Source organism: Oscillospiraceae bacterium, from assembly GCA_035353335.1.
In the GTDB taxonomy this organism is placed as follows: domain Bacteria; phylum Bacillota; class Clostridia; order Oscillospirales; family JAKOTC01; genus DAOPZJ01.
Genome location: DAOPZJ010000005.1, coordinates 30,472 through 46,141, shown reverse-complemented (window position 1 = coordinate 46,141; position 15,670 = coordinate 30,472). Strand labels below are relative to the sequence as shown.

15 protein-coding genes are annotated in these 15,670 nt (G+C 49.4%); 9 read left to right on the top strand and 6 right to left on the bottom strand.

What is annotated here, in order from left to right:
- Positions 1-7 precede the first annotated feature (7 nt).
- Positions 8-1,753, top strand: coding sequence for an NADH-dependent [FeFe] hydrogenase, group A6 (locus PKH29_02320; GenBank protein HNX13669.1), 1,746 nt, complete (start codon positions 8-10; stop codon positions 1,751-1,753).
- Positions 1,754-1,890: 137 nt separating this feature from the next.
- Complete coding sequence (locus PKH29_02315) at positions 1,891-2,412, top strand: QueT transporter family protein (protein HNX13668.1); 522 nt, start codon at positions 1,891-1,893, stop codon at positions 2,410-2,412.
- Positions 2,413-3,848: 1,436 nt separating this feature from the next.
- On the opposite strand, the gene PKH29_02310 is transcribed toward PKH29_02315, so the two are convergent.
- Positions 3,849-4,880, bottom strand: coding sequence for an IS6 family transposase (locus PKH29_02310; GenBank protein ID HNX13667.1), 1,032 nt, complete (start codon positions 4,878-4,880; stop codon positions 3,849-3,851).
- A 397-nt stretch (positions 4,881-5,277) separates the two neighbouring features.
- Between PKH29_02310 and PKH29_02305 the strand changes: the two genes are divergently transcribed.
- From PKH29_02305 to PKH29_02275, 7 genes are all read left to right on the top strand, one after another.
- The gene (locus PKH29_02305) at positions 5,278-6,513 is read left to right on the top strand and encodes a hypothetical protein (GenBank protein HNX13666.1); all 1,236 of its coding nucleotides are present in this window, start codon (positions 5,278-5,280) and stop codon (positions 6,511-6,513) included.
- Between the two features lie 67 nt (positions 6,514-6,580).
- Positions 6,581-6,955, top strand: a complete 375-nt coding sequence (locus tag PKH29_02300) for a DUF5640 domain-containing protein (protein HNX13665.1) — start codon at positions 6,581-6,583, stop codon at positions 6,953-6,955.
- A 17-nt stretch (positions 6,956-6,972) separates the two neighbouring features.
- A complete protein-coding gene (locus PKH29_02295; protein ID HNX13664.1) occupies positions 6,973-8,373 on the top strand; it encodes a hypothetical protein in 1,401 nt (466 codons plus the stop codon).
- A gap of 4 nt (positions 8,374-8,377) precedes the next feature.
- The gene (locus PKH29_02290; protein HNX13663.1) at positions 8,378-9,547 is read left to right on the top strand and encodes a hypothetical protein; all 1,170 of its coding nucleotides are present in this window, start codon (positions 8,378-8,380) and stop codon (positions 9,545-9,547) included.
- Between the two features lie 18 nt (positions 9,548-9,565).
- The gene (locus PKH29_02285; protein HNX13662.1) at positions 9,566-10,243 is read left to right on the top strand and encodes an ABC transporter ATP-binding protein; all 678 of its coding nucleotides are present in this window, start codon (positions 9,566-9,568) and stop codon (positions 10,241-10,243) included.
- A 210-nt stretch (positions 10,244-10,453) separates the two neighbouring features.
- Positions 10,454-11,716 (top strand): alpha-L-fucosidase, encoded by a 1,263-nt coding sequence (locus PKH29_02280; GenBank protein ID HNX13661.1) that lies wholly within the window; start codon positions 10,454-10,456, stop codon positions 11,714-11,716.
- Between the two features lie 191 nt (positions 11,717-11,907).
- A complete protein-coding gene (locus tag PKH29_02275) occupies positions 11,908-13,074 on the top strand; it encodes a trypsin-like peptidase domain-containing protein (GenBank protein ID HNX13660.1) in 1,167 nt (388 codons plus the stop codon).
- 120 nt (positions 13,075-13,194) lie between these two features.
- On the opposite strand, the gene rplA is transcribed toward PKH29_02275, so the two are convergent.
- The 5 genes from rplA to rpmG form a co-directional block, all read right to left on the bottom strand.
- Positions 13,195-13,887 (bottom strand): 50S ribosomal protein L1, encoded by a 693-nt coding sequence (rplA, locus tag PKH29_02270; GenBank protein HNX13659.1) that lies wholly within the window; start codon positions 13,885-13,887, stop codon positions 13,195-13,197.
- 16 nt (positions 13,888-13,903) lie between these two features.
- The gene (gene rplK, locus PKH29_02265) at positions 13,904-14,329 is read right to left on the bottom strand and encodes a 50S ribosomal protein L11 (GenBank protein HNX13658.1); all 426 of its coding nucleotides are present in this window, start codon (positions 14,327-14,329) and stop codon (positions 13,904-13,906) included.
- A 113-nt stretch (positions 14,330-14,442) separates the two neighbouring features.
- Complete coding sequence (gene nusG, locus PKH29_02260) at positions 14,443-14,961, bottom strand: transcription termination/antitermination protein NusG (GenBank protein ID HNX13657.1); 519 nt, start codon at positions 14,959-14,961, stop codon at positions 14,443-14,445.
- A gap of 8 nt (positions 14,962-14,969) precedes the next feature.
- Entirely contained in the window at positions 14,970-15,188 is a 219-nt protein-coding gene (gene secE, locus PKH29_02255; protein HNX13656.1) for a preprotein translocase subunit SecE, read from the bottom strand.
- Between the two features lie 15 nt (positions 15,189-15,203).
- Positions 15,204-15,353: a 50S ribosomal protein L33 gene (gene rpmG / locus PKH29_02250; protein HNX13655.1), complete on the bottom strand. Its 150-nt coding sequence runs from the start codon at positions 15,351-15,353 to the stop codon at positions 15,204-15,206.
- Positions 15,354-15,670 lie beyond the last annotated feature (317 nt).

Below are 15,670 nucleotides of genomic sequence, written 5' to 3'. Positions count from 1 at the left end.
TAACGATATGGAACCCAAAATGCTCAACGTCAAAATCGACGGCATCAGCGTCAGCGTCCCGGACGGTACCACCGTTCTGGAAGCTGCCCATGCAGCCGGCGTAAAAATCCCCACCCTTTGCTATCTCAAAGGCGTCAACGAAGTCGGCTCCTGCCGCATCTGCGTGGTGGAAGCGTCCGGCGCGAGAGGCCTTGTCGCCGCCTGTATGCATCCCGTCACCGAGGGGATGGAGGTCAAGACCAACACCGAAAAACTCCACCAATCCCGTAAAGCCACGCTGGAACTGATCCTTTCCAACCATAATAAAAAATGTCTGTCCTGTATCCGCAGCGGCAGCTGTGAGCTTCAGGCGCTGTGCCACGATTACGGCGTAGACGAAGATAAATATTCCACCGTCCCCGATGAGACGATTTATGACAATTCCGCGGTGCACATGATCCGCGACGACTCCAAATGCATTCTGTGCCGCCGCTGCATCTCCGCCTGCGAAAAGGTTCAGGAAATCGGCGTGATCGGCCTTGTCAACCGCGGCTTCGACACCCATGTGGGCTGCTCGTTTGACCGCCCGCTCGGCGACGTCGCCTGCGTCTCCTGCGGACAGTGCATCGTCTCCTGCCCGACCGGCGCGATCTATGAAAAGGATCAGGCAGACGAGGTCAATGCGGCGCTGAGTGACCCGAATAAGTTCGTCGTCGTCTTCCCCGCCCCGTCGATCCGCGCCACGCTCGGCGAGTGTTTCGGAATGCCGATCGGCACCGACGTCACCGGCAAGATGGCCACTTCAATGCGCCGTCTGGGATTTGACCGGGTCTTTGATACCAACTTCTCGGCCGACCTGACCATCGTCGAAGAGGCGAATGAGCTGATCGAGCGCATTCAAAACGGCGGCGCGCTCCCGCTGATCACCTCCTGCTCGCCGGGCTGGATCAAGTTCTGCGAACATTATTATCCCGAGATGATCCCGAATCTCTCGACCTGCAAATCTCCGCAGCAGATGTTCGGCGCAATCGTCAAAACCTATTTTGCGCAAAAAAACAACATCGACCCCAAGAACATCGTCTGTGTTTCGGTTATGCCCTGCACCGCCAAAAAGTTCGAAGTCGGCAGACCCGATCAGGACGCCGCCGGCGTCCCGGACGTCGACATCGCACTGACCACCCGCGAATATGCGCGTATGGTGAAATTGGCCGGCATCGATTTCGTCAACCTGCCCGACAGCGACTTTGACCATCCGCTCGGTTCTTCCAGCGGCGCGGCGGTCATCTTCGGCGCGACGGGCGGCGTTATGGAAGCGGCTCTGCGTACCGCGGTCAGCACCCTGACCGGCAAGGAAGACGACAAGATGGTCGTCTTTAACGAAGTCAGAGGCGCCGACGGCATCAAGACCGCCACTTACAAAGTCGCCGGAATGGACATCAACGTGGCCGTCGCAAGCGGCACCGGCAACGCGCGCAAACTGCTTGAACGTGTCAAAGCCGGCGAGAACATCCACTTTATCGAAATCATGTGCTGCCCGGGCGGCTGCATCAACGGCGGCGGTCAGCCGCAGCAATCCGCGGATGTGCGCAGCTGGACCGATCTGATCGGCCTGCGTTCTTCGGCGCTTTACAGAAACGACGAGCGCAACACCATTCGCCGTTCCCACCAGAACCCGGACATCATCCGGCTCTACAAAGAGTTCCTTGACAAACCCGGCAGCCACAAAGCGCATGAAGTGCTGCACACTTCCTACGTCGCCCGCAAAAAGTTCTGAGTAAAACATACCGGCGGCGGTTGACAAATGAAGTCAACCGCCGCCGTTTCGGTGAAAAGACAGTCTTTCAACCCCATTTGCGCCTAACCCGTTTCACGCCGCGAGTTTGTTCCAAACTCAAAAAAGGAATGGAATTTATGATGAAAAAAGGCACCAAACACATCACCCGGGGCGGCATCATCGCCGCCGCGTATGCTGTGCTCACGCTGGTCCTCTATCCGATCGCTTTCGGACCGGTACAATGCCGCCTGTCTGAGGCGCTGACCGTGCTGCCTGTCTTCACCTTCTCATCCGTCTGGGGGCTGACGCTCGGCTGCGCCATCTCCAACGGCGTCGCGATCTTCGCCGGAAACACCGTCGCGGGCGTTTGGGATATCCTGTTCGGCTCCCTCGCAACCGGCATCGCGGCCGTCTGCACCTATTACACACGCAAAATCCGATTTAAAGGGCTGCCGCTGCTCTCGCTCGTCTTCCCCGTCCTCCTTAACGCCCTTGTTCTCGGCGTCGAATTTACGGTTGCGGAGAAGGGATTCCTGGACTGGCCTTTGTTTGGGTTCAACGCGCTGACGGTTGCCGCGGGTCAGGCAGTCGCCTGTTTCGGAGGCGGGCTGTTGTTGTATAAAGCCGTCGAGAAAACGAAATTGAGTTCTCTGCTGTAAATTGTTGTTTTCATAATAGAACGCCTATTTTGATACGATGGTATCAAAGCGAGTGTTCTTTTATTTTATGGAAAAGTGGCGTTACTAAAGGATTTTTCGATACTGTTTAAAGATTTATGGCTCTTGTTATCGCTTGATTTACAAAAATGAGGTCATATTTATGTTTTTTGCACCAAATCTTTTAACGAAAAGTCGCTGCTATGTGCATTCTTGAGGTAGGTAAGTGCACATTTTAATTATTTATGGGAATCGCGGTAAAGAGAAATAGCCTACAGAGAATAGGTCAAAAACAAGAAGAAAATAGGCAGACTAAATTGTACGTAATTATTCCTTTTTAAAACATCCGGATTTTTGCAAGCCAATGCGGGTTTAGCCCCGGAGATGGGCTGAAGAGAGAATAATTTTGTGTCGAATTTTGTCAAAAAACAATGAGAAATACTACTTGACAAATTAGCGAATGTCGTGTAAGATATTGGCAGAAAGATATTGGGGAATGAACTGAAGAGAAAAGTATAAGCAAGGGGAGATAGCCGGGGAAAAAGTTACAATCGAGATTATGAATACATATATTGTACAATTGTGCGATTAAAAAAATAAGACCTATACAACGAATTCGTTTGGATAGAATCAAACAAAGGAGGTGAAATACGATGGGAGCATGGAAAAAAGTTCATTTTTCGGCATGTTTGATTTTCGCTGGAAACGGTTTTGGCCAAAACGATTCCGCCGATATGTCCAGTAATTTATCGGATAAAATCAAATGGCATTCTTTCTGTCGTCTGCTTCGGGCGTCAATGCCCATACGGGAAGTGCAGATTTACAATCATTGACCCGAGACGCGGCGAGTGGTTCTATATAGATCATCCGTTTTGGCGACAGGGTCATTCAGCGTCCCGGGAAAAATCACACCTGTAAGTATAAAACATGTAATACAAAAAAGTATTACATAAGGAATGTTACAGGGGGTAACAAATATGATGTATAAAAAGATTCGCAAATATCTGATCGTCCTGATGGCGGTTCTCATGGCTGCGTCGTTCGCTGTCATTCCGACAAGTGCAAGTATGTCTTCTGCCTGTAACGGCGGAGGAGGAACAAACACTTACGGGTCTGGACCAAACTCTTACAAGATCGTAACATCCTGGGCTGAATGTTATGTTTCGCCATATGGGTGTTGGTCCAGTATGTTTGGCCCAGATGATTTTTGGGATTATTCATCCGACTCATCTGATACTCATGTTGGAACAGTACAATCGATCTGTCAATCCCCAACAGTCGGAGAGGATTATTTAAATAATTACGTTACCGATTGGGGCACATGGTGCCACTGCTAATCGGAACCTGTGGGCGGATAAGTTTTAACCTTATCCGCCCGTCCCAGAAAATGGCACAGTAAAGTTAAGATGAAAGAATAGGGTGCCTAACGATACAAAAGCTCACGCGACGAGCAAGAACCTCCGTTTTTGAATATTTGAAAGGTTGAGACCGGCGACTTGAGCGGGAGTCAAACCGTTCAAAGCGGAATGAGGGCGGATGAAATTGAAGAAGAAAACGAACAAGGAGATGAGATTATTGGCGGAATGAAAAGAAGAAAACCCCTGTTTTGTCTTGTACCAGGCCTTAAATTGCTTGTTGAAGCACTCGATGAGATTGTTTGAGATGTCATCCTTGAAACTTTCGCCCCTGATATGCTTGACATCGTCAAACAGGGATTTGACAGGGGTTTTGTAGGCACTGTAGCGATCAGAGACAATGGTGTTCGGCGTTCCGTATTTCTGTGCTTCATGAAGCACAGAAACGGCTTGCGGAGAATCCCTGTGAGGAGAGAGGTGGAAGGCGATGATGAATCTGGTTTCGCTGTCGACGACGAACCAAAGATAATACTTCACTCCTGCGATTTTAACCACTGTCTCGTCGGCATGCCACTCATCGGAGTTGAGATCGAGCATCGGCATCAATTGAATGCGCATATCATCAAAAAGCGGAGCAATACGCGTACACCAATTACCGATTGTGATATGAGAGACATTGATGTTGAAAGCGGTTTTCATGATCAAAGAAATGTTTCGGAAAGAGTTTTTCCCGAGGAAAAACAGGGAAAGTGATGTGATAATGATTTGAACAGGATAACGCATACGCTTGAAATTGTGTTTTCCAAAAAGAGAAGACATAGAAGGATTAGAGACGGCGATTGACTTCCACACGAAGAAAGAGTGATTACATCGCTTGCCGCAGCAGCGATAGTTGCTGTAGTGCTCATAATCATGGTGCAGGAAGCTCGTTTTACCACAGACGGGACAGGGCGGATAGCGCCGCTTTTCTCCCTCCGCCCTCAGGCGTTCGGGAGAAAACTGATGGTAACAATTCCGGCAAAGATATTTTTGATAACCATCACTATCTTTGCCATAACGATAAAACGACTTTTGGTTGTTGCATTTCGGATAAATAATTGATACAATTTTCTGCATGGGGACATCTCTCCTTTGGGAGGTACTTGGTTTTGGCAGAAACATTGTACCACAAAGGCTTTGATGTCCTCAATTTTCATTTAACTTTACAGAACGCAGAAAATGATACGGAGGCGATGTCATGAAAAAAAATATAATATTGTGTTTATTTATGGTTGTATTGTCGATATGCGGTTGTTCGGGAAACAAAACCGCAGCAACCGTTCCGGAATCTGTTTTACCCGATTATGATTACCATTGCGGGGTTAATGTTTTCATCAATGCAAACGGGGATTTATTTACCTGGGGCGCGGATCAATGTAACATCAGTCGAAGTGCAGAGATAAATAACCAAAACGTAAAAAACGATGAATCACTCTCATCGCTTTCAAAATACTCGCTCGGGCAGGGCGAAAACGTGATAATCAACAATCAGCCGAAAAAGGTTTTAAAATCGGTGTCTGAGGTAATATTCGGAAAATATATCGTAACGAAAGATCAACAGCTTTTTGAACACGGAAGACTTCGCAACGGAGAGACCTTTTTATCCCCGCATGAGGTTGGTGACGGGGTTGTATATGACAGTTTGTTTTTTATTGACCGGATGGGCGGATTATATGCGATCCCCGAGAAAATACTTTATAATCCCAATCTGTCTTTGAAAGAAAACAGCGTGTTGGTTATGGAAACGGTAGCGGATACCGTCCAAAACTATAAAGAATGGATCGTTTTAAAACAAGACGGAACCGTTTGGTCTTTTGGATTTGATTATTCCGAAATGAAAGTTTCGCAAAAACCGAAAATGATCCTCAAAAACGTGGTTCGATTAATCAAGGACGAAAACGGCACCAATTATAATGTCGGATTTTTGACCCGCATGGGTGATTTATATATATCGGGAGACAACGAGTTCGGCGCTTGCGGAAACGAAAAAACGGGCGACATGAGTACGCAGACAAACGGGGATGCATATTTTTTCGAACCAAATAAAGTATTGGAAAATGTATCAAACGCGTGGATAAATCTTTATAGTGCTTATGCCGTAACCGAAGATGGCGTGTTATACGGATGGGGATTGAACGATCACGATCTCATGCTGACCGGAGAACCCGTCTCAACCAGAACCAACGGAGCGAAGACCTCGTATCGGACGGTGCCGGTTAAAATTATGGAAAATGTACGGGAATTTGCACCGGCATACAGTACGGCCTACGCAATCAAAAAAGACTACACGTTATGGGTCTGGGGCGCGCGAGACGGCGGAATGCTGGGCGTGGGCGATTATTTCCAAACATATGATAAAGATGACTACAGTTCAGTCGCGCGTCTTGTTAACATCGGTGCGACTTATGTTCAACCTACCAAAATCCTTGATAACGTTAAACGGGTATTCAAATGCGGATATGGACCGGTTTTTGCGGAAAAACAAGACGGCAGAATCTGGTATTGGGGGCGTGACAGCATCGCTGTTGAAAAAAATGAGAACTGGGATACAAATAATTATAATTATTTTCAAAAATACTATATTATCCCGACCCCGATTGAGTTCTCAGTCGATACATACTTTCAGACCGCGCTGAATTATATTGCGGCGCAGACGGGCGAAGATATCTCACAATATCAGGCAGCGCGATATATCAATGACCAAAAATGAGCAGTTTTATTGTTTTACTGGCGGATAACCATTCGTCAAAAGCGTAAGGTCGAAGGGGGAAATAGTTATGAAAACACATAAAGTTATAGCGTTAATGGCTGTCGTTTTGACAATCACAGTCACGGCGATTTTTTCAGCTGCGTGTTCATCCCGAAAAGTATTGGTCGGAAAGTGGAGTTATTCAGAACCGCTGTCGAAAATAACTTATGTCTTCAATAAAGGCGGCACAATGGAAAACACAGCATCTATGACTGCAATGGGCGGAATAATCAGTGATAAGAAGAACGAAGGTAAATACGAGGTGAAGAAGGATAAGCTCATCATGAGCGGTCTTTATCTCGACGTGGAGAGCAAGGAATTTACCTATGCACTCAGCGAGGACGGAAAAACGCTGACGCTGACAAGGGACGGCGAGGATATTGTATTGACGAAAGTCGAATAAAGAAGGTGCATTTTAAAATGAAAATTATTCTGGAGCAGGCGTTTCACAGCTTGACGCGCCGAAAGCTCCTCTCCGCGCTGATTATCATCATGATGGTGGTCGGTCTGTTTTTGATTATCGGCGCGATGGGATATGCCGAGCACAACGAGGAACGCGTGGACGATTTTTATTCGGCATATCCCGAGGATGAATACCGATTTTTCGTCACCGCGCCGATCAATAGCTTAAGCGGGGATAAAGCATATACAGAAGAACAGGTTGAGGGATTACGGAATTATTTTCGGCAAATCAACGCGGCGCCCGAATTTAAATTTTTGCATTTTACGGATAGTGTGCTGCAATTATACGACCTGAAAGTCGGAGACAATTGTCTCGCCGGCTATCAGGAATTTAATGCCGCGCGTGAATATATGTATGTCGAAAGCACCGGAAAATATTTATCGAATGTGTTGGCATATTCAATTGATGAGCGGGTTTTCGGTCGGTTCAACCTCAAGATTGCGGTTGGGACAGATTTTTCCGATTTTGACCACACCGATTATAACGCGAAGGTGATTCCGATTGTCTGCGGCTGGGCATGGCATGAGTATTACAAGGTCGGCGATATTCTGAATGGCGCGTCGCACCTTTACAATGGATTTTCACAGGACTATGAGATTGTTGGCTTCTTGGAACCCGGCATTTCAATTCTGCCGCCCGGCGCAACCGATTTGGACACTATTGTATCGCTGGATACCTATGTGTTGATTCCCTATCTTGACTATATAAAAATGGCGACACCGCCCGGCGCGGACAAAAACAATCCGGCTTATTCGAATTTATCATATTATGAAAAATACGGAAAGACAACGTATATTATGCAATTGGAACATATGTGCGAGGGAGTTATTTTCACAAAGGATGTATCTTATCCGATTGATCAGTATATCAAACAAAATGGGTTTTCGATGTTATCTTCATCCAAACGCCGTGTGATGATGATCAGCGACAGCTTTAAACAGAGCGCCGACGATTATTTCGATTTATTGCTGTTGGCTTCAATATTAATACTTGCCAGTTCGACACTGTGCTTATCGCTGAACTTGGCAAACAAGCTGATGGCCTCCTTCAAGACCTATGCCATTCATTTGATCTCGGGCGGGACGGTGGCACACATCAAGTGGTTTATGATTTTTGAAGTGCTGGTCATCATGTTCATTTCGAATGTCGGGGCGTTTTTATGCGCGTTGTTTTTCGGCGGCGGGGTGTTTACCTATAACGAGATGGGCATTTTCGGGGTTCAGGTCTCGAAAATCAGCCTGTTTGCCGCCGCATGCGCCATCGGGGTGAGCTTGGTTGTCTCACTGATTGCGCTTGCTTTCCCGCTGATCAAGATTTCAGTCGTGGAATATGATACGCTGCTGCGCGGGAAGGAATAGGATTATGGTTGAAAACACAGCATGGAAACACCCTTTACGGGAAAAAGAGAAAGCAAGTAAGAAGCCCCGTAAAAAGCACGCGAAGCTGCGGATAAAAATCGAGGAGTTCGCACTGGTGGTCATCTTCGCGGCGATCGGCGTAGGCACCATCTTTTTCGGCAGTTACGCGGTTGAGAAATACGAGATGAACAAGGCGGAGAAGGGACTGTTCAGCCCCAACGTTTTTGTGCTTGCCATGCGGGGAGTTGATGAAAATCTGAATTTCACACAGAAAGTCGATATTACAAAACAGGTGATGGACTTTATCCGAACCGAGGGGGATGTGGTGGTTTATCAACGGTTGATAAGCGGTTCAATCCCCTGGTATTCTGTCGCTTTCGGCGGACAGCTGCCGACGTCGCTGCGGGTGACTTACGGGCGGTATTTTGAGGAGTCGGATTTTGGAAAGGGATATTACAAATGCGTGGTGGGAAAAAGCCTACTTTTAAATATCACCCGCCAAGACGGTGTGGATTATTTCAGTTTGGGCACCGACCGGAAGTGGGAAGTCGTCGGGGCGGTGGGCTATCCGGTGGTGAGCGATATCAATAAAACGGTACTTTACAATATGGACGGTTACGGGGCCTATATCAGCCAGTCGGAGCCGTTTATCATCGATTTTGTCGGGGACGGGAAAAATGACCAAAGCCGCAAAGAAGAACTCAAAGAAAAGTTCAGCGCGATTCTGACAGCGCAAGGCGTGAGTGTCGTCGAGCTGGAAGTACCTGATTCGGTGTTCACGGTGTCGGGCTTTTTCAACATGGAACTGTTAAATTTGATCATGCTGATCTTCGCCTGCTTCTGCGTAGTATTGTCGACAGTGCCGCTGACGATGTTTTGGGCCGAACGGCGCAGAAAGCGGGTTGCCGTTCAGCGAATGCTCGGGTTTTCGACCTCGTTTACGCTGTGGCGGATGTTCGGACGACTGATGATTTTATTCCACTTGGGGTTTTTAATCAGTTACGGAGTATATTTTATCATCGCAAAGGTCGGATATCTGAATTTGAAATCGTTCTTTTCGCCGGAGATGCTGGTGGCGTATTTGGGTGCGCTGGTCTTCAACATTTTGATTGCAATCGTGCCGTTCGTGCAGACCATGCGGGTCGAACCGGGCGACGCGCTGAGAAGAGAATAGTTTTCAGGAGGAGAATACATGGAAAACATCATTGAATTAAAAGACGTCCACAAGTATTACGGAAAAGGCGATGGGCTCGTCAGGGCCCTGAACGGCGCGACGCTCGATATCAAAGAGGGCGAGATGTGCGCCGTGATGGGCAAGTCCGGTTCGGGTAAATCGACGCTGCTCTATGTCATGGCGGGGCTGAACAAGGTTGACAAGGGCGATTACCGGTTTCAGGATAAGCCGGTCAATCTCAAAAACCCCAATGCCCTTTCACGGTTTCGCAAGGATAACATCGGGTTGATCGTGCAAAACTTTGCGCTGATCGAGGATCAGACGGTGTTTTACAATGTCGCGCTGCCGTTAAAGTACAAAGGGTTAAGCCGCAAGAAAATCCAAAAGCGGGTCATGAAGGTACTTGAAATGCTCGAGATCTCCGACAAAGCCAGGAATTATCCCGGACAGCTCTCGGGCGGTCAGCAGCAGCGAGTGTCGATCGCGCGGGCACTGGTTAAAAAAGCGGAAGTGCTGCTCGCCGATGAACCGACCGGATCGGTCGACGAGGCCACCGAGGACAACATCATGGCGTTATTTCGCAAGATCAACACCGAACTCGGCAAGACCATCGTGATCGTGACCCACGATGAAAAAGTCGGCAATCTCTGCGACCGTGTCATCCGCCTTTCAGACGGGCGGGTTGTGAACGCTTGAGGAGATCGATGTCAAAGGATCGGACCGTGTGTATTACTTATTTATTCCCCATACCTTTTAACGAAAGATAGGGGATTATTGTGCACAAATTAGGGTATCAAAATTAGTCATTGCTTTCAAAGATCACGGACGAGTATTCGTCCGTTTTTTATTGCAAATTTTAAAAAAGCGTGCTATGATGACGGTAATAACCGTTCGGAGGTTACATATATGCAAAAATTCGGCGATCGGCGCGATTGGTTTTTCGAAAAACACTACGGGATGTTTTTACACTGGGGCATCTATTCGGTGCACGGCTATCAGGAACAGGAAGTTTTTCGAAGAAACATCCCGCGGGACGTCTATGCCAAAGTCAAAGATGAGTTCAATCCCGTGAAATTCGACCCCGACGCCTGGGTGGATTTCGCCGTCAACGCCGGCATCGAATATATCGTACTGACGTCCAAGCATATCGACGGTTTCTGTATGTGGGATTCGAAATATACCGACTTCTGCATCCGGAACACGCCGTATCAAAAAGACATCGTCAAAATGCTCTCCGACGCCTGCCGAAAGCGCGGCGTTTTATTCGGGATTTACTATTCGGTCTCCGATATGAATCATAAAAATTACCCCAACAGCGGAAAGGCCTATGAATACCCCGCTCCCCAGCCCGGCGACGAGCCCGACATGCCCGAATACATACAATACGTCAAAAACCAAATCACGGAGCTCTGCACCAACTACGGCGACCTCTGCTGCTTTTTCTGGGACGCCAACATGCATGAAATTATCGATGAATCGGTCCATGACATCATCCGCCGCCTGCAGCCCGGCGCTGTCATCAACGACCGCGGATTTTCAAAAGGCGACTACAGCACCCCCGAACGCGACTGGTCGCTCGATAAAATAAATGCGCTTACCGAGTTTCAAACCCCTACCGAGGCCTGCCAGGCGGTCGGCACCGAGAGCTGGGGTTATCGGATTGAAGAGAAACGCTACAGCACGAAATATCTGATGCAGAGCATTACCAAACATCTATGCATGGGCGGAAACTATCTTTTGAATGTCGGTCCGATGCCCGACGGGACGCTGTGTGAAAAAGATACGGCGATTCTCAACCGCATCGGCGCATGGTTTTCCAAAGTAAAAGAAGCATTTTACGGCATAACCCCCGCAAACGGTATTTTAAAAATGCCGTCGGTGATGATGACAACCAAGAATAACAACGTTTATCTCTGCTTCTTAAACGACATTTGCGCCGAATCCGTCATTGCGGAGCCCTTCGAGACGGTTCCGAAAAAAGTCACGCTGTTAAATACCGGCGAGACGCTCGGCGCTGTCCGAAGTTTAGGTGCGCTCCCCTATTACCGCGACTTGGAGAATACCCGAATTTTAAATATTCCCGTCGAAAGGCTCTATGACACGGTTCCGGTCATAAAACTCGAATTTGAGCGGCTCCCTGACTTTCTGAAAAAGGCCGGCAGCCATTAAAGATAAGGTTTAAACACTTAGCGAATTTCTAAATATTTCATCATCATACAATCACAATGCTTTTTTAAAATAAGAACGCAGGATCGAGACAGATACAGCATCCGCAAAATTTGTTTCATTTCATTAACACGGCCCGATCGTTTTGTTCCGAATCGATTCTTTGCCCGTTTCATTATGAGAAGGAGATCGTTATGTCAAAAAACCTGAAGAAAGTTGTTTCGGCCGCAGCGCTGCTGCTCGCATTGCTGTTTGCGGTGACCGGTTGTTCGCTCTCGGGGCGGCTGCTGCCCATTTCGTCGCAGACAAGTTCCGTGATTTCCTCAGACATTTTTTCATTACCGTCTGCGGTCAGCGAGGAATCGACCGACACCCCGGTCAAGGCCTCCGCGGCGGCCGTCACCAATACCGCAAGCCGTGCCGGAATCGCTGATACCGTCGATAAAATCGCCGGCAGCGTCGTCGCCATCAACGTCACCGGCGTCGCCTACGACTATTTTAACCGCTCCTACCCCACCGAAGGCAGCGGCTCCGGCGTCATCCTCACATCCGACGGCTACATCGTGACCAATAACCATGTCGTCAGCGGCGGCAATAAGATCACCGTCTTTTTGAAAGACGGGCGCTCCTTCACAGCATCTTTGGTCGGTAAGAGCACAAGCGACGACGTCGCACTGCTGAAAATCGACGCCACCGGCCTCACCGCTGCCAGAATCGGCGATTCCTCAACTCTGCGCGTCGGTGATTATACGATCGTCATCGGCAACCCGCTGGGCGAACTGCAAGGCACCGTCACCACCGGGATCATCAGCGCGCTCGAGCGCGAAATCGACCTTGACGGAACCACTTTCACGGTTCTCCAGACCGACGCGGCGGTCAATCCGGGAAACTCCGGCGGCGGCATGTTTGACTCCAACGGGGAGCTGATCGGCATAGTCATCGCCAAAACCTCCGAAACCGGCGTGGAGGGCCTCGGCTTTGTGCTTCCCATCAACGCGGTCGCTCCGGTCATCAAAGAACTCAAAGAAAACGGCTACGTCACGGGCAGACCCTATATCGGCCTTACTTCGGTTGACATCAACAGCTATCTGTCTGCCCGGATGAATAATGTCGAGTATATGGGCGTCTATGTCCAATCGGTTGATTCGGGCAGCCCCGCGGAAAGCGCCGGACTGCGCGCGATCGATTTGATTCAGAAAATCGACGGAGTAAAAATCACCGAGGCAAGTCAGGTGACGAGCATCATCCAGGGTAAAAAAATCGGCGACAAGGTCGTCTTTGAAATCTATCGCCAGGGCAATTATTCGGGGACCGGGGAGAATCTCAAAATAACTGTCACTGTCGGAGAGAACAAACAATAAAGCGACAATCGGGGGAGGCGCCAAACGCCTCCCCCGATTGCTTGATTTTCATCAATATCAAAAAAAGCGCCGCTTCCGGCGCTTTTTTATCTGCTGAAACAAACGAAATCTGTTTTAGTTTTATACCAGTTTGCTGGTCATGATCTTGACCGCCGGACCCATTGTGGAGACCACGGTGCAGGAACGGATATACTGTCCCTTGGCCGCCGCCGGTTTGGCCTTGATGATCGCGCCGAGCAGCGTGTTGAAGTTCTCAGCCAATTTCTCTCTGCCGAAACTCGCCTTGCCGATCGGGCAGTGGATGATGTTGGTCTTGTCGAGACGGTATTCGATCTTACCGGCTTTGGCTTCGTTGATGGCTCTGCCGATATCCGGGGTGACAGTGCCTGCCTTCGGGTTCGGCATCAGGCCGCGCGGGCCTAACACTTTACCGAGACGCCCGATCAGACCCATCATTTCGGGGGTTGTGATCAGCACGTCGAAATCCATCCAGTTTTCTTTCTGGATCTTTTCGACGTATTCTTCCGCGCCGACAAAATCCGCTCCGGCTGCCGTGGCCGCTTTTACCGCGTCGCCTTTGCAGATGGCCAGAACGCGGACCGTTTTGCCGGTTCCGTTCGGGAGAACGACCGCGCCGCGGACCTGCTGGTCGGCATGGCGGGAGTCGACGCCCAGACGGACGTGGACTTCGATGGTCTCGTCGAACTTGGCTTTTGCGGTTTTGGTGCAGAGTTCAAGCGCTTCGTCGACTTCGTATTGCTTGGTCTTATCGTACAGCTTTGCGCTGTCGTCATATCTCTTTCCGTGTAACATATCTCTGTTCCTCCCGTCAGTCGATCACTTCGACGCCCATGCTGCGCGCGGTACCGGCGACCATTTTCATCGCGGTCTCGACACAGGAGGCGTTGAGGTCGACCATCTTGGACTCCGCGATCTGGCGAACCTGAGCAGAGGTGATCTTGGCGACCTTGGTCTTGTTGGGAACACCCGAACCGCTCTCGATGCCGCAGGCCTTTTTGATCAGGACTGCCGCGGGCGGCGTTTTGGTGATGAACGAGAAAGAGTGGTCCGCATAGACCGTGATGACGACCGGGATGATGAGTCCCATGTCAGCCTTTGTTCTCTCGTTAAACTCTTTGGTGAACTGCATGATGTTGACGCCGGCCTGACCGAGCGCCGGTCCGACAGGCGGTGCCGGTGTGGCTTTACCGGCCGGAATCTGAAGCTTGACATAGCCAATGACCTTTTGAGCCATTTTTCTTTCCTCCAATTTTGTGGTTATTGGCGAGCGCTCTTTGAACGCTCTCCCACTTTGACGCCGTAAACTGATACCGGCGTCGGGGTCTCATTTTTTTGATGCGCCGTGTTTTATACCGGTGCGATCTGATCCATCGCGAGATCGACCGGGGTCTCCCGGTTCATCACAAATACGATTACGCGCACGCGGCCTTCGGCGGTGTCGATCATGTCGACGACGCCGGTCATGCCGGAGAACGGACCGCCTGTGATTTCCACGGAATCGCCGACTTCGTAGTCGACTTTGACACTGCGCTGTTCAACGCCGAGAGCGTTGATCTCCGCTTCGGAAAGCGGTTCGGGTTTGGAAGCTGCGCCGACAAAACCGGTCACGCCTCTGGTGTTTCTGACGACATACCACGATTCATCGGTCATCACCATTTTAACGAGCACATAACCGGGGAACAACTTCTGTTCGACCTCGCGGGTCTTGTTGTCCTTGATCTCGGTCACGGTCTGGAGCGGAATCTTGGTCTCGAGGATCAGATCCTGCATATGGCGGTTTTCCACCATTTTCTCAAGATTGGTGCAGACCTTGCTTTCATACCCTGAATAGGTGTGCACGACATACCATTTTGCGGCTTCCGGCATAATTCCTCTCAGCTTCCTGCGATCACACCCGCAAGCAACAGCAGCAGGCGGTCGAATCCATAGAGTACTGCGGCGCAGACGACGACGGTGACGATGACCAGCATAAATTTCTTAAACGATTCTTTATGCGTCGGCCAGGTGATCTTCTTCATCTCAAGCCGGACTTCCTTCAGGAATTGTCCGAGCTTCGCAAAACCCTTTTTCGGGGCAGCGGCATCGTTAGCCATTTTGTTCCTCCCCCGTTACTTCGTCTCGCGGTGGAGCGTGTGTTTACGGCAGAATCTGCAGTACTTGTTCATCTCCAACCGATCGGGATCGTTTTTCTTGTTCTTCATTGTGTCATAGTTGCGCTGCTTGCACTCGGTGCAGGCGAGCGTGATTTTGACCCTCATGACGGCACCTCCGTTACAGCGGTCTTCCCGCCTTAGTTTTGCCTCCCTCAAGGGTTTTTTGCCGTCCTCTTAAAAAAAGTGCAGACAAAAAATAAGCCCTCTCTGAGGTGATTGTTATTGTATCACAGTTTCAGACCGCTTGTCAACCCCCATTATGCCATATTTCCGGGCGCAATGCAACATATTTCATTGACAAAAACCGCTTTCCGTGCTACACTTGGCACAGTTTTCCTTGAAGGAGTGAAAAGATGTACAACTGACCGCTTTAACGACACATCACAGGACTTGACCGAATTCCGATCGAATTCGAGGTTGTT

Excerpts from the sequence above, each read along its gene's own strand:
- PKH29_02320 (HNX13669.1), top strand. The coding sequence starts at position 8 with ATGGAACCCAAAATGCTCAACGTCAAAATCGACGGCATCAGCGTCAGC.
- PKH29_02315 (HNX13668.1), top strand. The coding sequence starts at position 1,891 with ATGATGAAAAAAGGCACCAAACACATCACCCGGGGCGGCATCATCGCC.
- PKH29_02310 (HNX13667.1), bottom strand. The coding sequence starts at position 4,880 with ATGCAGAAAATTGTATCAATTATTTATCCGAAATGCAACAACCAAAAG.
- PKH29_02300 (HNX13665.1), top strand. The coding sequence starts at position 6,581 with ATGAAAACACATAAAGTTATAGCGTTAATGGCTGTCGTTTTGACAATC.
- PKH29_02295 (HNX13664.1), top strand. The coding sequence starts at position 6,973 with ATGAAAATTATTCTGGAGCAGGCGTTTCACAGCTTGACGCGCCGAAAG.
- PKH29_02290 (HNX13663.1), top strand. The coding sequence starts at position 8,378 with ATGGTTGAAAACACAGCATGGAAACACCCTTTACGGGAAAAAGAGAAA.
- PKH29_02285 (HNX13662.1), top strand. The coding sequence starts at position 9,566 with ATGGAAAACATCATTGAATTAAAAGACGTCCACAAGTATTACGGAAAA.
- PKH29_02280 (HNX13661.1), top strand. The coding sequence starts at position 10,454 with ATGCAAAAATTCGGCGATCGGCGCGATTGGTTTTTCGAAAAACACTAC.
- PKH29_02275 (HNX13660.1), top strand. The coding sequence starts at position 11,908 with ATGTCAAAAAACCTGAAGAAAGTTGTTTCGGCCGCAGCGCTGCTGCTC.
- rplA (HNX13659.1), bottom strand. The coding sequence starts at position 13,887 with ATGTTACACGGAAAGAGATATGACGACAGCGCAAAGCTGTACGATAAG.
- rplK (HNX13658.1), bottom strand. The coding sequence starts at position 14,329 with ATGGCTCAAAAGGTCATTGGCTATGTCAAGCTTCAGATTCCGGCCGGT.
- nusG (HNX13657.1), bottom strand. The coding sequence starts at position 14,961 with ATGCCGGAAGCCGCAAAATGGTATGTCGTGCACACCTATTCAGGGTAT.
- secE (HNX13656.1), bottom strand. The coding sequence starts at position 15,188 with ATGGCTAACGATGCCGCTGCCCCGAAAAAGGGTTTTGCGAAGCTCGGA.
- rpmG (HNX13655.1), bottom strand. The coding sequence starts at position 15,353 with ATGAGGGTCAAAATCACGCTCGCCTGCACCGAGTGCAAGCAGCGCAAC.